General features: G+C 67.7%; 18 protein-coding genes. 5 read left to right on the top strand and 13 right to left on the bottom strand.

All coding sequences use genetic code 11. The features are described from left to right. Positions 1–95: 95 nt before the first annotated feature. Positions 96–656, bottom strand: a complete 561-nt coding sequence (locus C0R07_RS10250) for a lysophospholipid acyltransferase family protein (RefSeq protein ID WP_235318846.1) — start codon at positions 654–656, stop codon at positions 96–98. A 46-nt stretch (positions 657–702) separates the two neighbouring features. Further along, a complete protein-coding gene (gene arfB, locus C0R07_RS10245) occupies positions 703–1,134 on the bottom strand; it encodes an alternative ribosome rescue aminoacyl-tRNA hydrolase ArfB (protein ID WP_019184867.1) in 432 nt (143 codons plus the stop codon). A gap of 138 nt (positions 1,135–1,272) precedes the next feature. On the opposite strand from arfB, the gene C0R07_RS10240 reads away from it, so the two are divergent. Continuing rightward, on the top strand, positions 1,273–1,809 hold the full coding sequence (locus C0R07_RS10240) for a DUF2059 domain-containing protein (protein ID WP_102788819.1): 537 nt from the start codon (positions 1,273–1,275) through the stop codon (positions 1,807–1,809). A 24-nt stretch (positions 1,810–1,833) separates the two neighbouring features. On the opposite strand, the gene C0R07_RS10235 is transcribed toward C0R07_RS10240, so the two are convergent. Genes C0R07_RS10235 through C0R07_RS10225 form a run of 3 tightly spaced genes read right to left on the bottom strand, consistent with a single transcriptional unit; the run spans position 1,834 to position 4,873 of the window. Beyond that, complete coding sequence (locus C0R07_RS10235) at positions 1,834–2,580, bottom strand: pseudouridine synthase (RefSeq protein WP_046272360.1); 747 nt, start codon at positions 2,578–2,580, stop codon at positions 1,834–1,836. Beyond that, the gene (gene ubiB, locus C0R07_RS10230; RefSeq protein WP_102788818.1) at positions 2,577–4,235 is read right to left on the bottom strand and encodes a ubiquinone biosynthesis regulatory protein kinase UbiB; all 1,659 of its coding nucleotides are present in this window, start codon (positions 4,233–4,235) and stop codon (positions 2,577–2,579) included. The genes C0R07_RS10235 and ubiB overlap by 4 nt, the downstream gene beginning before the upstream one ends. Continuing rightward, entirely contained in the window at positions 4,232–4,873 is a 642-nt protein-coding gene (locus C0R07_RS10225; protein ID WP_019184871.1) for a ubiquinone biosynthesis accessory factor UbiJ, read from the bottom strand. Before C0R07_RS10225 ends, ubiB begins: the two co-directional genes overlap by 4 nt. Positions 4,874–5,035: 162 nt before the next feature. On the opposite strand from C0R07_RS10225, the gene ddlA reads away from it, so the two are divergent. After that, positions 5,036–6,142 carry a D-alanine--D-alanine ligase gene (gene ddlA, locus C0R07_RS10220; protein ID WP_102788817.1) on the top strand — a complete coding sequence of 369 codons (1,107 nt, stop codon included), beginning with the start codon at positions 5,036–5,038 and terminating at the stop codon, positions 6,140–6,142. An 81-nt stretch (positions 6,143–6,223) separates the two neighbouring features. Here ddlA and C0R07_RS10215 read toward each other — a convergent pair whose 3' ends face one another. The 3 genes from C0R07_RS10215 to oleC all read right to left on the bottom strand — a co-directional run bounded on the left by C0R07_RS10215 (position 6,224) and on the right by oleC (position 9,105). After that, on the bottom strand, positions 6,224–6,379 hold the full coding sequence (locus tag C0R07_RS10215) for a DUF1328 domain-containing protein (RefSeq protein WP_019184873.1): 156 nt from the start codon (positions 6,377–6,379) through the stop codon (positions 6,224–6,226). A 63-nt stretch (positions 6,380–6,442) separates the two neighbouring features. Beyond that, positions 6,443–7,453, bottom strand: coding sequence for a 2-alkyl-3-oxoalkanoate reductase (gene oleD / locus C0R07_RS10210; protein ID WP_102788816.1), 1,011 nt, complete (start codon positions 7,451–7,453; stop codon positions 6,443–6,445). Continuing rightward, positions 7,450–9,105 carry an olefin beta-lactone synthetase gene (gene oleC, locus C0R07_RS10205; RefSeq protein WP_102788815.1) on the bottom strand — a complete coding sequence of 552 codons (1,656 nt, stop codon included), beginning with the start codon at positions 9,103–9,105 and terminating at the stop codon, positions 7,450–7,452. Before oleC ends, oleD begins: the two co-directional genes overlap by 4 nt. Before the next feature lie 103 nt (positions 9,106–9,208). Between oleC and C0R07_RS10200 the strand changes: the two genes are divergently transcribed. Further along, positions 9,209–9,634 carry a YkgJ family cysteine cluster protein gene (locus C0R07_RS10200; RefSeq protein ID WP_019184876.1) on the top strand — a complete coding sequence of 142 codons (426 nt, stop codon included), beginning with the start codon at positions 9,209–9,211 and terminating at the stop codon, positions 9,632–9,634. A gap of 129 nt (positions 9,635–9,763) precedes the next feature. On the opposite strand, the gene C0R07_RS10195 is transcribed toward C0R07_RS10200, so the two are convergent. The 4 genes from C0R07_RS10195 to C0R07_RS10180 form a co-directional block, all read right to left on the bottom strand. After that, positions 9,764–10,654, bottom strand: a complete 891-nt coding sequence (locus C0R07_RS10195) for an alpha/beta fold hydrolase (protein ID WP_070474251.1) — start codon at positions 10,652–10,654, stop codon at positions 9,764–9,766. Between the two features lie 107 nt (positions 10,655–10,761). Then, positions 10,762–11,778 carry a 3-oxoacyl-ACP synthase III gene (locus tag C0R07_RS10190; protein ID WP_019184878.1) on the bottom strand — a complete coding sequence of 339 codons (1,017 nt, stop codon included), beginning with the start codon at positions 11,776–11,778 and terminating at the stop codon, positions 10,762–10,764. A 112-nt stretch (positions 11,779–11,890) separates the two neighbouring features. Next, complete coding sequence (locus tag C0R07_RS10185) at positions 11,891–12,208, bottom strand: DUF4156 domain-containing protein (RefSeq protein WP_046272272.1); 318 nt, start codon at positions 12,206–12,208, stop codon at positions 11,891–11,893. 127 nt (positions 12,209–12,335) lie between these two features. Further along, a complete protein-coding gene (locus C0R07_RS10180) occupies positions 12,336–15,218 on the bottom strand; it encodes a M16 family metallopeptidase (RefSeq protein WP_102788814.1) in 2,883 nt (960 codons plus the stop codon). Positions 15,219–15,612: 394 nt separating this feature from the next. Here C0R07_RS10180 and C0R07_RS10175 point away from each other — a divergent pair, with 394 nt between their 5' ends. Next, on the top strand, positions 15,613–16,092 hold the full coding sequence (locus tag C0R07_RS10175; protein WP_102788813.1) for a hypothetical protein: 480 nt from the start codon (positions 15,613–15,615) through the stop codon (positions 16,090–16,092). 43 nt (positions 16,093–16,135) lie between these two features. Beyond that, positions 16,136–16,615, top strand: a complete 480-nt coding sequence (trmL, locus tag C0R07_RS10170) for a tRNA (uridine(34)/cytosine(34)/5-carboxymethylaminomethyluridine(34)-2'-O)-methyltransferase TrmL (RefSeq protein ID WP_019184882.1) — start codon at positions 16,136–16,138, stop codon at positions 16,613–16,615. A 104-nt stretch (positions 16,616–16,719) separates the two neighbouring features. Here trmL and C0R07_RS10165 read toward each other — a convergent pair whose 3' ends face one another. Further along, entirely contained in the window at positions 16,720–17,883 is a 1,164-nt protein-coding gene (locus C0R07_RS10165; RefSeq protein WP_070474244.1) for an acyl-CoA dehydrogenase family protein, read from the bottom strand. Positions 17,884–18,007 lie beyond the last annotated feature (124 nt).

Genomic DNA, 18,007 nt, shown 5'->3' with positions numbered 1-18,007 from the left:
ACCCTACTCCCAAAGCCCGCAGGCGGCATGTGCCGGTCGTGGCGCGTGGCTGTGCGGGCCGTGGGGGCTGCCCCGTCCGGCCCGCCCGGCGGCGCTCAGACGGTGCCGCGGGTCTTGCCCTGCCAGGGGCGGTAGTACTCGCGGATCGCCGCCATGTCGGCCACGTCGTTGCCGGTGGGATGGAACAGCGGGCCGATGCCGATGGTCTTTTCCGGGTAGTGGAAGTACGCGGCCAGCACCGGCACATCGGCCATGCGCGCGATCTTGAGGAAGCCGGCCTTCCAGTGCTGCACCGCCTTGCGCGTGCCCTCCGGGGTGATCGCGTACCACAGGCGATCCGACCCACGGATCAGGCTGACCGCCTGCTCCACGGTGCCCTGCGGTGAGCTGCGGTCCAGCGGGATGACGCCGAGCTTGCGCAGCAGCGGGCCCAGCGGCCACCAGAACAGCGAGGCCTTGCCCAGCACCTTGACCTGCATGCCCAGTGCGATCTTCGCTGCCATGCCCCAGAAGCCGTCCCAGTTGGACGAATGCGGGGCGATGATGAAGACCAGCTTGGGTACGTCCGGCAGGGTGCCGGTCACTTTCCAGCCGCCCAGGCGCAGCGTGCAGCGGGCCAGCCAGCGGAGGAAGCGGTTCGGTTTGACCTGCGGCATGTTCGGCGGAACCACCGGCAACAGCGGACTTCGGTTGTTCAAGCAATCACTCCCAATTGCGTGTGGTGCGCCCGCGCTTGATCTGCGCGCGCCCCTTTTTGGCGTCCAGACGACGCAGTTTCGACCCGTAGGTCGGCTTGGTGGCCACGCGCGCCTTGGGCACGCTCAGCCCCGCCTGGATGAAGGCGGCCAGTCGATCGCGCGCGTCCTCGCGGTTACGGTCCTGGGTACGGAAACGCTGTGCATCGATGACCAGCACGCCTTCGCCGGTCATGCGCCGGTCGCGGCGGGCCAGCAGGCGCGCGCGCAACGGCTCGGGCAACGAAGGCGAGCCGGCCACGTCGAAGCGCAGTTCGACGGCGGTGGAGACCTTGTTGACGTTCTGGCCACCGGCACCGCTGGCGCGCACGAAGCGCTCGACGAGTTCCGTCTCCGGAATCGTCAGGTGCGCGCTGATGGTGACTGGCCCGTTGCCCATGGGCGGCATTGTAAGGGGAGGACCCGCCGGCCGGGTGACTGCAACGTGCGTGGATGTCGCCGATAACGTCCTCAATTACGGCCTGATGACGCCATCGCAGGTATTCTCCGGAATCCACGCAACGCAGGATGCTCCGCCATGTCACTGATCCGCCCGCTGGCCCGCCGCGGCCTGACCCGCCTCACTCTGGCCCTGGCGATGGGCCTGGCCGCGATCGCGCCGGCCCTGGCCGCGCCGCCGTCGGATGCCGACATCAACCGCCTGCTGGCCGCCTCGCGCGCGCAGAGCATGCTCGATACGATGCTGCCGCAGATCGAGGCGATGCAGCGCCAGCAGTTCCAGCAGGTGGCCCAGCAGCGTCAGCTGGATGCGACACAGCAGGCCCAGCTGCAGCGGATCGAGCAGCGGACCAGCCAGACGGTGCGCCAGGCGTTGTCGTGGAAGGAACTGCGGCCGATGTACGTGGATCTGTACAAGCAGACCTTCAGCAAGGAAGACGTGCTGGCGATGGCCGAGTTCTATGAGAGCTCGGCCGGGCAGAGCCTGTTGGACAAGACGCCGGCGCTGATGCAGAACGTGATGGTGGCGATCCAGGCCAAGATGCAGCCGCTGTTCGTGGATCTGCAGAAGGACCTGGAAGCGATCGTCAATGAACCGGCGCCAGCAAAAAAATAACCGGTAGAGCCGACCGTTGGTCGGCTATCGCACGTCCCAACCAAACAGATCCATCGCCTTGCGGAACTCCCCGTCCACCGGCGCGCTGATGTCCATCGGCGTGCCGTCCGGATGCGGGAAGCGCAGGCGCTCGGCGTGCAGCAGCATGCGGTGGATGCCCTGCATGCGGAAGCTGCGGTTGTGCCGGCCATCGCCGTGGCTGGTGTCGCCGATCAGGTGATGCGAGAGGTGCTTGAGGTGGCGGCGGATCTGACGGAACCGGCCGGTCTGCGGCTGGCAGCGCAGCAGGGCGTAACGTGAGGTCTCGAACCCGCCCATCGGAATGGCGATCTCGCCCACGGCGACGCGCTGGAAGTGCGTGATCGCCTGCTTCTTGACCGGTTTGCCCGGGCCACCATCGAGGTCGTGATCGACGGTGAAGGCCTCGTCGGCCGGCCAGCCACGGCAGATCGCCAGATAATCCTTGGTGACGTCCCCACCCATCAGCGATTTGCCGAGCACGCTGGCGCTTTCGCGATCAAAGGCGAGCAGCAGGCAGCCGCTGGTGGCGCGGTCCAGGCGGTGGACGAGGAAGATCGGCTTGCCGAGCTGTTCGCGCAGGCGGTCGGCGAGGAAGTCGTCTTCGCCCCGGGCAAGCTTGCTGTCATGGACCATCAGCCCGGCGGGCTTGTTGACCACGGCGAGCTGGTCGTCCAAGTGCAGCAGCTGCAGGGGCGGAAGCGCCGCCGGCACCTCGGCGATGGCCTCGGCCTGCAGCTCGATCGCGCTCATCGGCGCCACCAGGCACTGGCCAGCGAGAACACGCCCGCCGCGCCGGTCACCCAGCTCCACACCGGGGCATCGCCGAAGTACCAGCCGCCCGGCTGCAGGCCATACAGCACCGCAGCGACGATCATCAGGCCGACGCCGGCGATTGCGGCCACCGCGCGCTTCTGCAGCTTCTGCACGCTGACGTTCAGCGCGGCCAGATCGCGCGAGCGCATCGACAATTCGTGGTCGCCTTCCACCTGCTGGCGCAGCCAGGCATGGATCAGACGCGGCATGTCCGGGGTATGCGTCATGATTTCAGGCAGGCGCTTGCGCACTTCCTTGAGCACGCGGCGCGGGCTGTAACGCTCGCGCAGGATGCGTTCGAGCACCGGCCGTGCGACCGCCCAGATATCCAGTTCCGGATCGAGCTGACGGCCGACGCCTTCGATGTTGAGCAGGGTCTTCTGCAGCAGGATCAGCTGCGGCTGCAACGTGAGCTCGTAACGCTGGGCCACCCGGAACAGCTTGATCAGCAGCTCGGCCAGCGAGATCTGCGACAGCGGGCGGGTGAAATAGGGTTCGCACACCGAGCGCGCGGCCGCTTCCAGCTCATCGATGCGCACGTTGTTGGGCATCCAGCCGGCTTCGACATGCAGCGCGGCCATGCGCCGGTAATCCTTGTTGAAGATGGCCATGAAGTTCTCGGCCAGGTAGTACTGATCTTCTTCGGAGAGCTGGCCCATGATGCCGAAATCCAGCGCGATGAAGCGCGGGTTGTCCCGGCGCGCCGGATCGGTGTCGACCCAGATGTTGCCGGCGTGCGCGTCGGCGTGGAAGAAGTTGTCGCGGAACACCTGGGTGTAGAACACCCGCACGCCCTTGGCGGCCAGCGCCTTGCGGTCGATGCCGGCCTTGTCCAGCGCGACGATGTCATCCGACGGAATGCCCCACACGCGCTCCAGGGTCAGCGCGCGCTCGGCGGTATGGCTCCAGATCACTTCCGGTACGTACAGATCGTCCGAGTCGATCCAGTTGCGACGCAGCACGCTGGCATTGGCGCCTTCGCGCTGCAGATCCAGCTCGGCGGCCAGGGTGTTTTCAACTTCGGCGACCACTTCGCGCGGGCGGATCTTGTCGGCGCGCGGGTGCGCGCGTTCGATCAGTGCGGCGGCCGACTTCAGCAGGGCGATGTCCGCGTCGATCTGCTTTTCGATGTCCGGGCGCAGCACCTTGACCACCACCTGGCGTCCATCGGCCAGCGTGGCCGCGTGCACCTGCGCGATCGAGGCCGAGGCCAGCGGCTGCAGATCGAAGCTGGCGAACGCTTCGCTGACCGGGCGGCCGAGCGCACGTTCGACGATCGCCTGCGCGGTGGCGCCATCGAACGGCTTGACCCGGTCCTGCAGCAGGGTGAGCTCGTTGGCGACATCGGCCGGGATCAGGTCGCGGCGGGTGGAGAGGATCTGGCCGAACTTGACGAAGATCGGGCCGAGGTCCTGCAGTGCCAGGCGCAGGCGCGCGCCGCGCGACTGTGCGGCGATGTCGGCCGAGGCGCGTGGCACGAACGGTTTTGCCAGGCGCAGCCAGCGTTCGGCCGGGGTGCCCTGGAGCAGATCGTCGAGGCGGTAGCGCAGGATGATGCGGCCGATGCGGCTGGCCCGGAAGATCGCCTTCATGCGCCCACCTGCCGCAGGCGCTGGACGCGCACGGCCATGCGTTCAACGTCGTCGCGCATCACGTCCACATCGTCGTGGAAGGCATCCAGTTCTGCTCGGGGTACCACGTCGCGCGACTCCTCGGTGACAAATTCAGCGGCGCTGTGCGCCAGGTCGGACGCGCCGCGGCGCGCGTGCTGCAGTGCCGAGCGCAGGGTGTTGGCGATCTGCACGCCCATCACCTCGCCGAACACGCGCACGAACGGCTGCTGCCAGTCCGGATCGAAACGGGTCGCCAGCTGCTGCAGGCGGCGGGCCAGTTCGGCATCACCGGAGACCTTGACCCGCCCGGCCGGCGCATCACCGCCACGGCGGGCGTTGGCCAGGAACGGCAGCTGGGCCAGCACCCCGCCCAGCGTGCTGCGCACGGCCAGGTCCGGCTCCTGCTGCGGATCGACCGGGCCGACCGTGAGCCGCTCACCGTCCACCCCGATCCGCATCGCCAGCGCGGGCGATTCCAGGGTCAGGGCGATGTGGCGGCCATCCAGCGCGGCCAGCGCGCTGCGGGTGTCCGGGTCCAGCGCCAGTGCGCGGTTGAGCGTGAGCTGCAGCGCATTGCCAGCCAGCGGCTTGAGGGAAGAGAGCAGGGAACGGGCCATCACCGCATTCTACCGCGCGCCCTTGAACGGCGGGCGTCCGCTGGCATCACGCCTGGCCACGCGCCAGGTGCCCACCACATCGACACCGGACACGCGTTTTCGCGGGCGCCGACTCGGTTCATGCTATGGCTCCCCAACACAGCGACAGGAGCGGCAACAGGCATGGGCAAGACCCGGGTAGGCATCATCTTCGGCGGCCGGTCGGCCGAGCACGAGGTTTCGCTGCAATCGGCGAAGAACATTCTCGATGCGCTGGACAAGGGCCGTTTCGAGGTCAGCCTGATCGGGATCGACAAGCAGGGCCAGTGGCATGTGAGCGACCCGCGCGACTTCCTGCTCAACGCCAGCGACCCCGCACGGATCGCGCTGCACCGCTCGGGCAATGCGGTGGCGGTGCGGCCCGGCCTGGAGCGGCAGCAGCTGGTCCCGACCGATCCGGCCATCGCGCTGGAGCAGATCGACGTGGTGTTCCCGATCGTGCACGGCACGCTGGGCGAGGATGGCTCGCTGCAGGGCCTGCTGCGCATGGCCAACCTGCCCTTCGTCGGCTCCGGCGTGCTGGGCTCGGCGGTGGCGATGGACAAGGACGTGGCCAAGCGCCTGCTGCGCGATGCCGGTCTGGTGGTGGCACCGTTCGCCTGCTTCAACCGGGTCACTGCGGCGCGGGCCGATTACACCGCGCTGGTTGCCGAACTGGGCACGCCGCTGTTCGTGAAGCCGGCCAACCAGGGCTCCTCGGTGGGCGTGAGCAAGGTCCGCAGCGAGGCGGAGTTCCACACCGCACTCGCGCTGGCGCTGTCGTTCGATCACAAGGCGCTGGTGGAATCAGCGATCACCGGCCGCGAGATCGAGTGCGCCGTGCTGGGCAATGAACACCCCGAGGCCAGTGTCTGCGGCGAGGTGGTCGTGCACGATGATTTCTATTCCTACGACACCAAGTACATCAGCGAAAGCGGTGCGGACGTCGTGGTGCCGGCGGCCATCACCGATGCCGAGCAGTCCCGTATCCGGGAGATCGCGGTGCGGGCCTACCAGGCGCTGGACTGTGCGGGGCTGGCCAGGGTGGATGTGTTCCTGACCCCGGCTGGGGAGGTGGTGATCAATGAGATCAACACGCTGCCCGGCTTCACCCGCATCAGCATGTACCCGAAGTTGTGGGCCGCCAGCGGGCTGGATTACACCGCCTTGATTACGCGGCTGATGGAACTGGCGATGGCCCGGCATGCCGACGAGCGCGATCTGCGCAGCTCCATCGCAACGACGGCCTGATCATCGTCGCCGATGTCAGGCCGTCGTGGTTTCCGCAGCGCGTCCCACGCCGGAGAGAGGTGGCGTGGGACGCGCCGGACACTAGGTCCGCTTGCGGAACATCGACACCACCGCCAGGATCAGGAAGACGACGAACAGGATCCAGGCGACGTTGCTGGCAGCGCCGGCAATGCCCGAGAAACCAAGTACCGCCGCGATGATGGCGATGACAAAAAAGATGACGGCGTAATGCAGCATGTCGACCCTCGCGTTGATGCGTGCCGGAGTTGGCGTGGGTCCATGTTCACCAACCCGCGGTGTTCAGGGAGTGATGGATTCCTGTGCGTTCGATGAAGAAGCCAGCCGCAGCAGCCCTTCTTCGATGCTGACCCGGGGCACATAGCCGAAGTCCCGGCGCGCCGGTTCCATGCTGTACCAGTGCGGCGTGCACAGCTGTTCGGCCAGGAAGCGGGTCATCGGCGGCTCGCCGCGCAGGCGCAGCAGCGGCCACAGCCGCTCGCAGACCGCACCGATCCGGTAGGCGGTCCTGAAGCTGATCGACCGGGTCACCGGCGGGGCGTCCACGGCGGCCAGCAGCTTGTTGAGCAGCTCGCGCATCGGCAGCGGCTCGCCGTTGGAGATGAAGTACGCCTTGCCGGCGCAGGCCGCGCCCGGGGCCAGGTGCTCCAGGGCGAGGAAGTGGGCCAGTGCGGCGTTGTCGATGTAGGTGGTATCGACCTTGTTCTGCCCATCGCCCACGAAGCGCAGGCGGCCGGCGCGGGCGCGCTCGGCCAGGCGCGGCACCAGCTGCTGGTCGCCCGGGCCCCAGATCAGCCGGGGCCGCAACGCGACGGTAGCCAGCTGCGCATCGTTGGCGGCCAGCACGCGTTGCTCGGCGATGGCCTTGGTGGCCGCATACGGCGCCTGGAAGTTCTTGCCATACGGCACCTCATCGGCGCCCAGGCCCTCGACCGGATGGGTGGCGCGATGGGTGACGCTGGGCGTGGAGGTGTAGACCAGCTTGCCCACGCCGTGCGCGCGGCAGGCCGCGATGACGTTGTCGGTGCCGACCACGTTGGCCTGGTGGTAACTGTCATAGCTGCCCCAGGCACCGGCCTTGGCGCCATTGTGGAAGACCGCATCGACCCCGGCCACCGCGTGCATCACCGCCTGCGCATCGGCCAGGTCGCCGCGGATCTGGCCCACGCCCATCGCCTGCAGCGCAGGGTAATGGCCGCGGTTGAACGCCAGCACTTGGTGGCCGCGCTCGATCAACCCCTTGCACAGGGCCTGGCCAAGGAAGCCGCCGCCACCGGTAACGAGGATCTTCATGCGTGCTGCTCCAGTTGCGCGGTGGCCCAGACCGCGAGCTTCTCGCGGCCGATCTTGGCGTTGTGGCGGATGTCGACCGGGAAGCCCGGGTGGAGCAGGAAGCGCTCGATGCGCGCGGTATGCGCGTGCGCGGCGGCCTCGCGGCGCAGCCGCTCGACCAGCGCGGGGGAATCGACGGTACCGGGCAGCAGCTCGTAGCACAGCACCGGCACCTGCCGGCCCGGTGCACCCACGCCGACCAGCGCGGTGCGGGCGAGGCCATCGAGCGCGTTGAACACCGGCTCGACCTGCTCGGTATACAGCGGCCCCTGCGCGGTTTCCACGCGCTGGGTCTTGCGCCCGCAGAACCACAGCCGCCCCTGCGCATCGAAATAGCCGACATCGCCCATCCGGTGCACGACCCGCGTGCTGCCATCGGTCAGGGTCTCGGTGATCTTCGCCTGCGCGGTCGCCTGCGGGCGATTGAAGTAGCTGTCGGTGGCGGTGGGACCGGCCACGGTGATCTCGCCGACCTCGCCGGCGGCCAGCTCGCGGGCCTGCGACCAGCCCGGCAGCGGCGCGTCATCGATGGCGATGATGCGCACCTGGTTCGGCGCGACCACGCGGCCGACGCAGGTACCGGCGCCGGCCTCGGTGGCCTGGCGGGTGTTCTCCAGCTCGCGACCTTCGATCACCGCCACCGGCAGGCACTCGGTAGCGCCGTAGGGGGTCCAGAACTGGGCGTCGTCGGGCAGCAGGCGGCGGATCCGCGCGACCACGTCCGGCGGCACCGGTGCCCCGGCCGAGGTCACCCGGCGCACGCCGGGCAGCGGCTGGCCGTGATCGGCCAGTACCCGCATCAGCGCCGGCGAGCCGAACAGCTGGGTGACACCAAAGCGGTTGATCGCGTCATGCAGCTTGCGCGGATCGGCCTGGGCCGGCCGGGTCGGATCCATGTCCGGGATTACCGAGGTCAGCCCCAGCGCCGGATCAAACAGCGCGAACGGCGGGAAGGTCGGCAGGTCGACCCCACCCGGCTCCATCCCGAAGGCGGCGCGCAGCAGCTCGACCTGGCCCACGAAATGACGGTGGCGGTAGACCACGCCCTTGGGCACGCCGGTGGAGCCGCTGGTGAACAGGATCGCGGCGACGTCCTCGCCATCGGTCGGGGCCAGCGCAGGCGCCACCGTGGCGCCCTGGGCTTCCAGCCGGGCCAGGGTGGTGCCACCCCAGCCCCAGCGGCGGCCAACGGTCACCAGCAGGCGTGCAGAGCGGCACCAGCGCAGCGCCAGGCGCGCCACGTGGGCCAGGCCGATGCCGATGAAGGCCTCCGGCTGGGCCTCGTCCAGGCATTGCTTCAGCGCGCGCTTGTCGATGCCCGGGTCGACCAGCACCGGGACCGCGCCGTTCTTGAACAGCGCGAACATCAGCAGGAAGAATTCCGGCGAGGGCCGCACCATCACCACCGCGCGCACGCCGCGGCCGATGCCGTGCGCGGCCAGCCCGGCCGCCATCGCATCGCTGCGGGCGTTGAGGGTGCGGTAATCCAGGGTGACGTCGTAGCGCGCCATGCCGCCGGGCCCGGGCGTGCCGGGGCAGCGGATGGCGATCTGGTCGGGGCGTTCACGGGCCAGCTCGGGCAGGCGCGCGGCGATATTGATGGCGCTGTTCATCCGTTCATTGTCGCCGCTGCAGAAAATTCTTGCGCGCCGGCCGTTGGCGTGGAAAATTCGCGCCCTTCCCTCCTGCTTCGCTGCCGCCCAAGGCCGGTGCCCCATGCCCCATCCCTGCCTCACCTGCGGCGCCTGCTGCACCCAGTACCGTGTGGCCTTCCACTGGATGGAATCGGACGAGGTCACCCCGGGGGGCGTCCCGCACGAGCTCACCCAGGTGCTGGACCCGCACCGGCTGTGCATGCGCGGCACCCTGTCCAAGCCGGTCTACTGCGTGGCGCTGGATGCGGAGATCGGGGTGTATTCGCGCTGCAGCATCCACCCCAACCGCCCCAGCGTGTGCCGTGAGGTGGACGCCTCGTGGGAGTACGGCAAGGCCAGCCCGCAGTGCGACAAGGCGCGCATCGCGCACGGCATGCCGGCGCTGACCCTGGCCGACTGGCGCTGGCGGGACGAGGCGGGCAATGATGATGATCATCCCGATGACAACGGCAATTCGCCGGCGCCGCAGGCGCCGATCGCGGCGTAGTTGGGGGGGGCGGGGTTATGGCGCGAGGGCGGAAGCAGCCGACCGGAAAGCAGCCGACCAACGGTCGGCTCTACCGGTGAGGGTGCCTACCGGTTGATGGTAGGTGACGACCGTGGGTCGTCACGCCGATCAGATCGGATTCGCGTCCAGAAACGCGCGGATCTTCGGCACCAGCACCTCGTGCTTGTCCTCCAGCACGTAATGCCCGGCATCCTCGAAGGCGTGCACCTGCGCCTGCGGCAGCGCGGCCTCGAAGCCCTTCAGGAAGTGATGGTCGAACACGAAGTCGCGCAGGCCCCAGCCGATGAACGCCGGGCGGTCGGCGTAGCTGGGCAGGGTCTGGCCGGAACGCTCCAGCAGCGACCAGGCCTTGTCGGCCGGTGACAGCGGGATGTCCTGCATGAAGCGGATGGTGCTGATGCGGTTGGCGTAGCTGTTGTACGGCGACACGTACGCGTGGCGTACGTCCGCCGGCATCTTCCGTTCCACGCCCAGCCACGAAGCACCGGAGGAGAAGGCGTTGAAGGTACGGATGAGCCACTCGCCAATCTTCCAGTGGCGACCCAGCGCGATCTGCCACGGCATCTTCTTCGCGGCCGGCATCGGGAAGGCGGCGGTGTTGAGCACCACCAGGCGCTTGACCTGCGCGTGGTGCGACAGCGCCCAGCCGAAGCCGATCATGCCGCCCCAGTCGTGCACGGCCAGGGTCACCGGGCCGGTGATGCCCAGGTGCGCGAGCAGCGCGTCCAGATCATCCACGCGCGACTGCAGGGTGTAGTCGTAGTGCGCATCATCGGGCTTGTCCGACAGGCCCATGCCGATATGGTCCGGCACGATGCAGCGGTACTTGTCCGAGAGGCCGGCCACCAGGGTGCGCCAGTAATAGCTCCACGACGGGTTGCCGTGGACCATCACCACCACCTCGCCATCGCGCGGGCCTTGGTCGAGATAGCTCATCGACAAGCCGGGGCGCACTTGGAAGCGGTGCGGATGGGCGGGGTAACCGGGCAGCTGGGGCATTCAATCGCACCTGTGAAAAGGGCCGGCAGAACCGGCCCTTGATGTTCAATTCCGGCGCAGCAGACACGGCCCCGGAAGCAACGCCGCAGCAGGCTGCGGCCAATGGGTTACCAGACCACTTCGGCCATCGAGCAGTTCAGGCCCGAGCCGATGCCGAGCAGCGCGATGCGATCGCCCTTCTTCAGCTTGCCCAGCTGCTTGAGCTTGCTCAGCACGATCGGCACCGAGGCCGGGCCGATGTTGCCGTGCTCGCCGAAGATCGTCATCACCTTCTTCGGGTCGATCCCGAAGTTCTTGATGAAGGCAGCGGTATGCGGCTGGCTGACCTGGTGGATCACGAACTGGTCCAGTTCCTCCACGGCCCAGCCCAGTGCTTCACGGGCGGCGACGAAGGTCTTCTGCGCCAGCTTGATGCCTTCGATCAGCAGCATGCGGGTGTCGGTGACCATGCGGTCCAGGTTGCCGCGGCACAGCTGGTTCCACTCGGTCGCCGAGCGGGTCACGCCACCGCGGTAACGCGGGGCATCGGGCACCAGCTCGGTGCGCGCCATGACCATCGCCGCGGCACCGCAGCCCAGGGTCAGGGCGGCCATCTCGTTGCGGAAGTCATCGGCGGTCACGCCCGGCAGGGCCATGCGCTCGAGGGTCTTCTCGTACACCAGGTTGGCGGTTTCACCGTCGACGATCAGCGCGTAGTCGATCTCGCCGCGTTCGAGCATGCGGGCGGCGATGTCCATGCCGTTGATGAAGGCCAGGCAGGCATTGGCGACGTCGAAGGTCATGCATTCGTCGCCGACCCCCAGGTTGCCCGAGACGATGCTGGCCGTGGACGGCTCCAGGTAATCGCGGCTGACCGAGGTGTTGACCAGCAGGCCGATCTTGTCGGCGCCGATCCCGGCGTCTTCCAGGGCTTTGCGGGCGGCCAGCGTGGCGGCGTCGGAGGCCAGCATGTCGGCATCCCACAGGCGGCGGGCGTGGATGCCCGCGATATCGCCGAGCACGTCGGTACGGATGCCAAGGCGATCCAGCGTCGGCTTCAGCCGTTCGTTGATTTCCTTGGACGTCAGCGTGTGCGGCGCGTCGATGTGCGCCAGGCCGGCGATCGAGACATTCTTGAAGAGCATCAGTTAGCGCCAAGGCTCAGGCGAAGGGGGCGCTATTGTAAGCCGGCACGGCTTTCACCGCACCTTTACGAATTCACGCCCGGGCGTATGGTCCGGGCACGGGGTGAAGGGTTCAGCGTGGCGGGCACTGGAAAGCCAGGAATCGCTGGCTGCCATCGGCCGGCAGGCCCGAGGCCTGCACGGCGTTGGCACCGGCGCTGGGGGCCTCGTTGCGGGCCAGGGTTTCCAGCTCTTCCTGCACGCGCAGCGGGTTGCGGTTGTAGAAGCCGACCTTGCTCTTCACGGTCACCACCACTTCGCCCTTGCTCTGGCAGCCGCTGGGAACCGCACCGGCCGGCAGCACGCGGACCGTCTTGCCGGAGGATTCGATCGGCACCCAGGTGCAGGCGGAAACGCTGAGGATCAGGGCGGACAGAAGCAGAATGCGCATGGGCAAGGCCTGGCTGGAATACGTAAGGGAGTGTGCGGGAAACAACTGAATCGGGGGTGATCAGGTGCCGGGTGGGTCCCCGGCACCTGAGCGGCTGGCGGGCGCGGTGGCCGGCCAGCGTTGGGCGTCACCGGCTCTTTGGTGCCGGGGCAGCCGGAGTGGCCGGGGCGTCGACCACCTTGCCTTCGGCATCGATGACCTGCACCTGGCCAAGCTTGAGCGCACGCACCGGTGCCTCGGTCTGCTTGAGGTCACCCACCACCACCCAGGTCAGCGCGTTCGGGTCCAGCGTGGCCGCGGCCTGCTGCACCTGGGCCGGGGTCATCGCTTCGATCTCGGCCTTGCGCTGGACCACGTAATCGTCGGGGCGCTGGTAGCGCACGATGCCGCTGATGGTGCCCATCACCGCGCTGGCGGTCTCATAGGCGCCGGGCAGGCTCAGGTTCTGGATGTTGCGGATACGCGCCACTTCGGCCGGGGTGGCCGGCTTGGCGCCGCTGGCGAACTCGGCGATTTCCTTCTGCATCTCCTGCATCGCCTCGGCGGTCTTGTCGATCTGCACCGGCGCGCGGGCGCCCCATGGGCGCTGGCCCAGGGTGTTGCTGGCGCTGCTGCCGGCCCCGTAGGACCAGTGCTTCTGCTCACGCAGGTTCATGTTCAGGCGCGAGGTGAAGTCGCCGCCGAGCACGCCGTTGGCGATATCGAAGCGGGTCGAACCCGGGTCCCTGGACGAGGGCACCACCTGGCTGGCGAACAGGTTGGCCTGCACCGCGCCCGGCTGGTCGATCAGGTACACGCGGGCATGCGCCGGACGTGCGACATCCACCGGCGCCTTGACCTCCGGCGCCGGACCTTCGGCCCTCCAGTTGCCGAGCTGGCGCTCCAGCAGCGGCACGATTTCCTTCAGCGTGGTGTCACCCACCACGATCAGCGTGCCCTGCTCCGGGCGCAGCCAGTCACGGTGGAAGTCGACCAGGTCTTCGCGGGTCATGGACTGGATGTCCACTTCATTGCCGCTGCCGGTGAACGGGATCGCATACGGATGGCCCGCGCCGTACAGCAGGGTCGGCATCACCCGCATCGCCACCGCGCTGGGGTTGACCTTCTCCTGCTGGATGCCGGCGATCCAGGTCGCCTTGACCCGGTCGATCTCGGTCTGGTCGAAGCGCGGCTGGCGCAGCATGTCCGCATACAGGGCCAGCGACGGGGCCAGGTTTTCCTTCAATGCGGACAGGTACACGCTGGTGCTGTCCAGCGAGGCCGAGGCATCGAGCTTGGCGCCCAGTGCATCGGCCGCATCGGCGAACGGCAGCGCACCGAGCTTGCCGGCCCCTTCGGTGAGCAGGCCCATGGTGAAGTTGGCCGTGCCGGACTTGCGGCCCTGGTCGGCGGTGAAGCCACCCGGGAATTCATAGCTGAACTGCACGACCGGGATGTCATGGCGCTCGGCCAGGATCACCTGGGTGCCGTTCTTGAGCGTGGCGCGGCGCAGTTCGGGGAATTTCAGGTCCGGGAAGGTCTTGGTCTGCGGCACGCCGGTGCTGCGGTCGACCTGCTTGGGCAGCGTGGTGAAGCGCGGATCCACGGCGGGCACGGTGAACGGCTTGGGCGTTTCCGACGGCAGTTCGGCCAGGGCAACGCGCGCGCCCGGCTCGACCACGATGGTGTGATCCCCGATACCCAGCCACTTGGCGCCGACATCGCGCACCTGCGCGGCCGTGGCCCCATCGATGGTGGCCAGCGACGTGCGGAAGCAGCCCGGGTCACCTTCGTACACGGTGCACTCGGCCAGCGCGTCGGCCTTGCCGCCGAAGCCCCCGATGCGCTCGATGCCGCGGATGAAGCCGGCGCGGAACGCGGTCTTGCCACGGCTCAGCTCATCGGCGGTCGGACCGTCCTTGGCCAGGCGCTTCACTTCTTCATCAATGATCGCCTCGACCTTGGCCGGATCCACACCCTGCTTGACGCTGGCCATGATCACGAAGTTCGAGCCCAGCTGCGAGCTGTAGGCACCGGCGCTGATGTTGTCGACCAGCTTGTCCTGGTGCAGCAGGCGCTGGTCCAGGCGCGAGGACTTGGCACCGCCAAGGACCTGCGCGAACAGCTGCAGCTGGTCGATATCGGTGGTGCCGACCTGGGCGACGTTCCAGGCGCGGTAGATGCGCGCCTGCGGCACCTTGTCGGTCATCACTTCGCGCGTGCTCTTCTCGCGCTTGGCCACGTCGACCTTGGGCTGGGCCATGCTCGGGCCGGCCGGGATGTCGCCGAAGTACTTGGCGACCTTTTCCTTCGCGGTGGCCACGTCGATATCACCGGCCAGCACCAGCACCGCATTGTTCGGGCCGTACCAGGTGCGGAACCAGGTCTTCACGTCGTCCAGCGAGGCGGCGTTGAGATCGTTCATCGAGCCGATCACGCTGTGGTGATACGGGTGCCCTGCCGGGTACATCGCGCGGGTCAGCTTTTCCCAGACCTGGCCATAGGGCTGGTTCTCGCCCTGGCGCTTCTCGTTCTGGACCACGCCGCGCTGCTCGTCCAGCGCCGCCTGGTCGATCGCCCCGAGCAGATGCCCCATGCGGTCGGACTCCATCCACAGCGCCATGTCCAGCGCGGTGGTCGGCACGTTCTCGAAGTAATTGGTGCGGTCGGTATTGGTGGTGCCGTTCTGGCCGGTCACCCCAACCTGCTTGAAGGGCTCGAAGTATTCGCCGTCGTGGTTCTCGCTGCCCTGGAACATCAGGTGTTCGAACAGGTGCGCGAAGCCGGTGCGGCCGGCGGGTTCGTCCTTGCTGCCCACGTGGTACCAGATATTCACCGCCACGATCGGCGCCTTGCGGTCGGTGTGCACCACCACGCGCAGGCCATTGGGCAGGGTGAACTGTTCGAACGGAATGTCGACCTTGGCCGCCGTGGCCGGCTTGGCCAGGACCGGTGCCGGCGCGAACGAGCCCAGGGCGGCGGAAAGCGCTACAGCCAGCAGCGCGGCACGCGGTCGAAGTTGGACGGTCATTCCGGTTCCTTGGTCATGAAAGTGAAGCCGGATGCTAGCGCGCCGCCCGGGCAAAAGGCATCGGCCAACAGTCATTGACCTGCCGATGGCGGCGGATCCGCCACGAACCGCACATCCGAGCGTGGCCGCACGCGGCCGGGCGGACAGTCCGCGGCCCTGCGGCGGACACGTGTCCGGACATCGGACACCGCTACTTCGCAAAAACCCTTTGAAATCAATGCGTAAAAGTTGGCACGCGACCTGCTTGGTACATCGCAAGGGAAACAAGGATCAAACCGAAACTGACTGGATGCTGAACAACAACAAGAATAATGAAATTGTTCTTGCAAGCCCCGAATCGGTGTACTACATTACTACCACACCACTGATCACCAACACTAAACAGGACCTCGCCATGAACACCAAGACTCTCGCCATCGCCATCGCCTTTGCCGCCGGTTCCGCGTTTGCTTCGTCGGTGCAGGCCGCCCCCGCCATCGTCACCCTGGACACCGTGCAGGTCCGCCCCTCGGCCGACCAGATCGCCCAGGCCGAGGTTGAGCGCACCAGCGACATCCCGACCCTGGCGGTCGTGGAAGTCCGTCCGACCGCTGGCCTGATCGCCGAGTACCGCGCCGAACTGGCCGCCAACCGCCGCGTCACCACCCTGGCCGCAGTGGAAGTGCGTCCGACCGCCGAACAGCGCCAGGCCCTGGCTGCCGAACAGACCAACGACCGCGGCTACGTCGCCACCTTCACCGCTGCCGCCACTGCCGTGGCCAACGAAGTGATCATCAACCTGCCGACCCTGCAGGTGCGTCCGTCGGCTGCCGACCTGCAGGCCCTGGCCCTGGAAACCGCCGCTGCCGCCGCCACGACCCTGATCCGCCAGTAAGCCGCTGCTGCGGTCTTCCGCAGCCACGGCGTACACTTCGCCGATGACTGCCACGCCCACGTTCCATGTCGTCCTGTTCCAACCCGAAATCCCGCCGAATACCGGCAATGTGATCCGCCTCTGCGCCAATACCGGCGCGCGGCTGCACCTGATCGAGCCGCTCGGTTTCGACCTGAGCGACAAGCAGCTCAAGCGCGCCGGCCTGGACTATCACGAATACGCTCGGCTGCAGGTCCATCCTGATCTGGAAACCGCCCTGCAGGTCATTGCGCCCAAGCGCCTGTTCGCGCTGAGTACCCGCGGCAGCGTGCGTTACGACACCCAGCAGTTCGAAGACGGCGATGCCTTCCTGTTCGGCCCGGAAACCCGCGGCCTGCCCCAGGACCTGCTCGACAGCCTGCCCCACGGCCGCCGCCTGCGCCTGCCGATGCAGCCGGACAACCGCAGCCTCAATCTGTCCAACACGGTCGCCGTGGTGATGTACGAGGCATGGCGCCAGAACGGGTTTGCCGGCGGGGAATAAGATGCCGTGCCGACCAACGGTCGGCACCTACCGGTGACACAGGCACCTGACCGTTGGTGTAGCACCTGACCATTGTGTAGCACCTGACCGTTGGTCAGGTGACCTCAGAACGCATTGATCCCGGTCAGCTCGCGGCCGATCACCAGCTGGTGCACGGTCTCGGTGCCCTCGTAGGTGATCACCGATTCCAGATTGAGTGCATGCCGGATCGCCACGTGCTCGGTGGTGATGCCCGCGCCGCCGAGCAGGTCGCGACATTCGCGCGCGATGTCGATGGCCATGCGGCAGTTGTTCCACTTGGCCAGGCTGACCTGCTGCGGCTGCAGGTGGCCGGCATCCTTCAGGCGCCCCAGCTGCAGGGCCAGCAGCTGCGCGGTGGTGATCCGCCGCGCCATGTCGGCCAGCTTGATCTGCGCACTCTGCGTGGCCGCCACCGGCCGGCCGAACAGCACCCGTTGCTTGGTGTAGCCCAGGGCTTCATCCAGGCAGGCCACCGCAGCGCCGATCGGACCCCAGCTGATCCCGTAGCGCGCCTGGTTCAAGCAGCCCAGCGGCCCCTTCAGCCCCTGCACGTTCGGCAGGCGGTTGCGGTCGGGCACGCGCACGTTGTCGAAGAACAGCGCACCGGTCAGCGAGGCGCGCAGGCTCATCTTGTGCTTGATCTCCTGCGTGGTGAACCCGGCCATGCACTTTTCCAGCACGAAGCCCTGGATGCCATCGTCGGTATGCGCCCACACGATCGCGATGTCGGCCACCGGTCCGCTGGTGATCCACATCTTGCTGCCGTTGATCAGCCAGTCACCGCCATCGCGCACCGCGCGGGTCTTCATCGCCGCCGGATCGGAGCCGCCATGCGCCTCGGTCAGCCCGAAGCAGCCGATCACCTTGCCGGTGGCCATGTCCGGCAACCAGCGCAGCCGCTGTTCTTCGCTGCCGTAAGCATGGATGGGGTACATGCACAGCGAGCTCTGCACCGAAACGAAGCTGCGCAGGCCCGAATCGCCGCGCTCCAGCTCCTGGCAGATCAAGCCGTAGCTCACCGCATTGAGCCCGCCGCCGCCGTACTGCTCGGGCAGGCTGGAGCCGAGCAGGCCCAGCGCGGCAATCTCGGGAATCAATTCGTCCGGGAAACGCCCGTCGTCGAAGGCATCGCCGATGATCGGCAGCACCCGCGTATCGGTGAAGCGCGCCACCGTCGCCTGCACCGCGCGCTCCTCTTCGCTCAGCAGCGAACGGATATCGAACAGATCGAACGGATTCAGTGACATGGCATCCCGGCAGGTGGCGGTGGAACAGGCTCCCATTGTGGTCGTTGTGCGCGAAGCGGCCAAGGGACGGCGGGGCAGCGCGGTTGCTGCGCCGCAGCATCCTGGTATCGAACACGCGGCGACA

This window comes from Stenotrophomonas bentonitica, from assembly GCF_002887735.1.
In the GTDB taxonomy this organism is placed as follows: Bacteria; Pseudomonadota; Gammaproteobacteria; order Xanthomonadales; family Xanthomonadaceae; genus Stenotrophomonas; species Stenotrophomonas bentonitica_A.
This window is presented reverse-complemented; position numbering and strand designations above follow the sequence as displayed.

Coding starts and splice junctions, on each gene's coding strand:
- C0R07_RS10250 (WP_235318846.1), bottom strand. CDS start 656: ATGCCGCAGGTCAAACCGAACCGCTTCCTCCGCTGGCTGGCCCGCTGC.
- arfB (WP_019184867.1), bottom strand. CDS start 1,134: ATGGGCAACGGGCCAGTCACCATCAGCGCGCACCTGACGATTCCGGAG.
- C0R07_RS10240 (WP_102788819.1), top strand. CDS start 1,273: ATGTCACTGATCCGCCCGCTGGCCCGCCGCGGCCTGACCCGCCTCACT.
- C0R07_RS10235 (WP_046272360.1), bottom strand. CDS start 2,580: ATGAGCGCGATCGAGCTGCAGGCCGAGGCCATCGCCGAGGTGCCGGCG.
- ubiB (WP_102788818.1), bottom strand. CDS start 4,235: ATGAAGGCGATCTTCCGGGCCAGCCGCATCGGCCGCATCATCCTGCGC.
- C0R07_RS10225 (WP_019184871.1), bottom strand. CDS start 4,873: ATGGCCCGTTCCCTGCTCTCTTCCCTCAAGCCGCTGGCTGGCAATGCG.
- ddlA (WP_102788817.1), top strand. CDS start 5,036: ATGGGCAAGACCCGGGTAGGCATCATCTTCGGCGGCCGGTCGGCCGAG.
- C0R07_RS10215 (WP_019184873.1), bottom strand. CDS start 6,379: ATGCTGCATTACGCCGTCATCTTTTTTGTCATCGCCATCATCGCGGCG.
- oleD (WP_102788816.1), bottom strand. CDS start 7,453: ATGAAGATCCTCGTTACCGGTGGCGGCGGCTTCCTTGGCCAGGCCCTG.
- oleC (WP_102788815.1), bottom strand. CDS start 9,105: ATGAACAGCGCCATCAATATCGCCGCGCGCCTGCCCGAGCTGGCCCGT.
- C0R07_RS10200 (WP_019184876.1), top strand. CDS start 9,209: ATGCCCCATCCCTGCCTCACCTGCGGCGCCTGCTGCACCCAGTACCGT.
- C0R07_RS10195 (WP_070474251.1), bottom strand. CDS start 10,654: ATGCCCCAGCTGCCCGGTTACCCCGCCCATCCGCACCGCTTCCAAGTG.
- C0R07_RS10190 (WP_019184878.1), bottom strand. CDS start 11,778: ATGCTCTTCAAGAATGTCTCGATCGCCGGCCTGGCGCACATCGACGCG.
- C0R07_RS10185 (WP_046272272.1), bottom strand. CDS start 12,208: ATGCGCATTCTGCTTCTGTCCGCCCTGATCCTCAGCGTTTCCGCCTGC.
- C0R07_RS10180 (WP_102788814.1), bottom strand. CDS start 15,218: ATGACCGTCCAACTTCGACCGCGTGCCGCGCTGCTGGCTGTAGCGCTT.
- C0R07_RS10175 (WP_102788813.1), top strand. CDS start 15,613: ATGAACACCAAGACTCTCGCCATCGCCATCGCCTTTGCCGCCGGTTCC.
- trmL (WP_019184882.1), top strand. CDS start 16,136: ATGACTGCCACGCCCACGTTCCATGTCGTCCTGTTCCAACCCGAAATC.
- C0R07_RS10165 (WP_070474244.1), bottom strand. CDS start 17,883: ATGTCACTGAATCCGTTCGATCTGTTCGATATCCGTTCGCTGCTGAGC.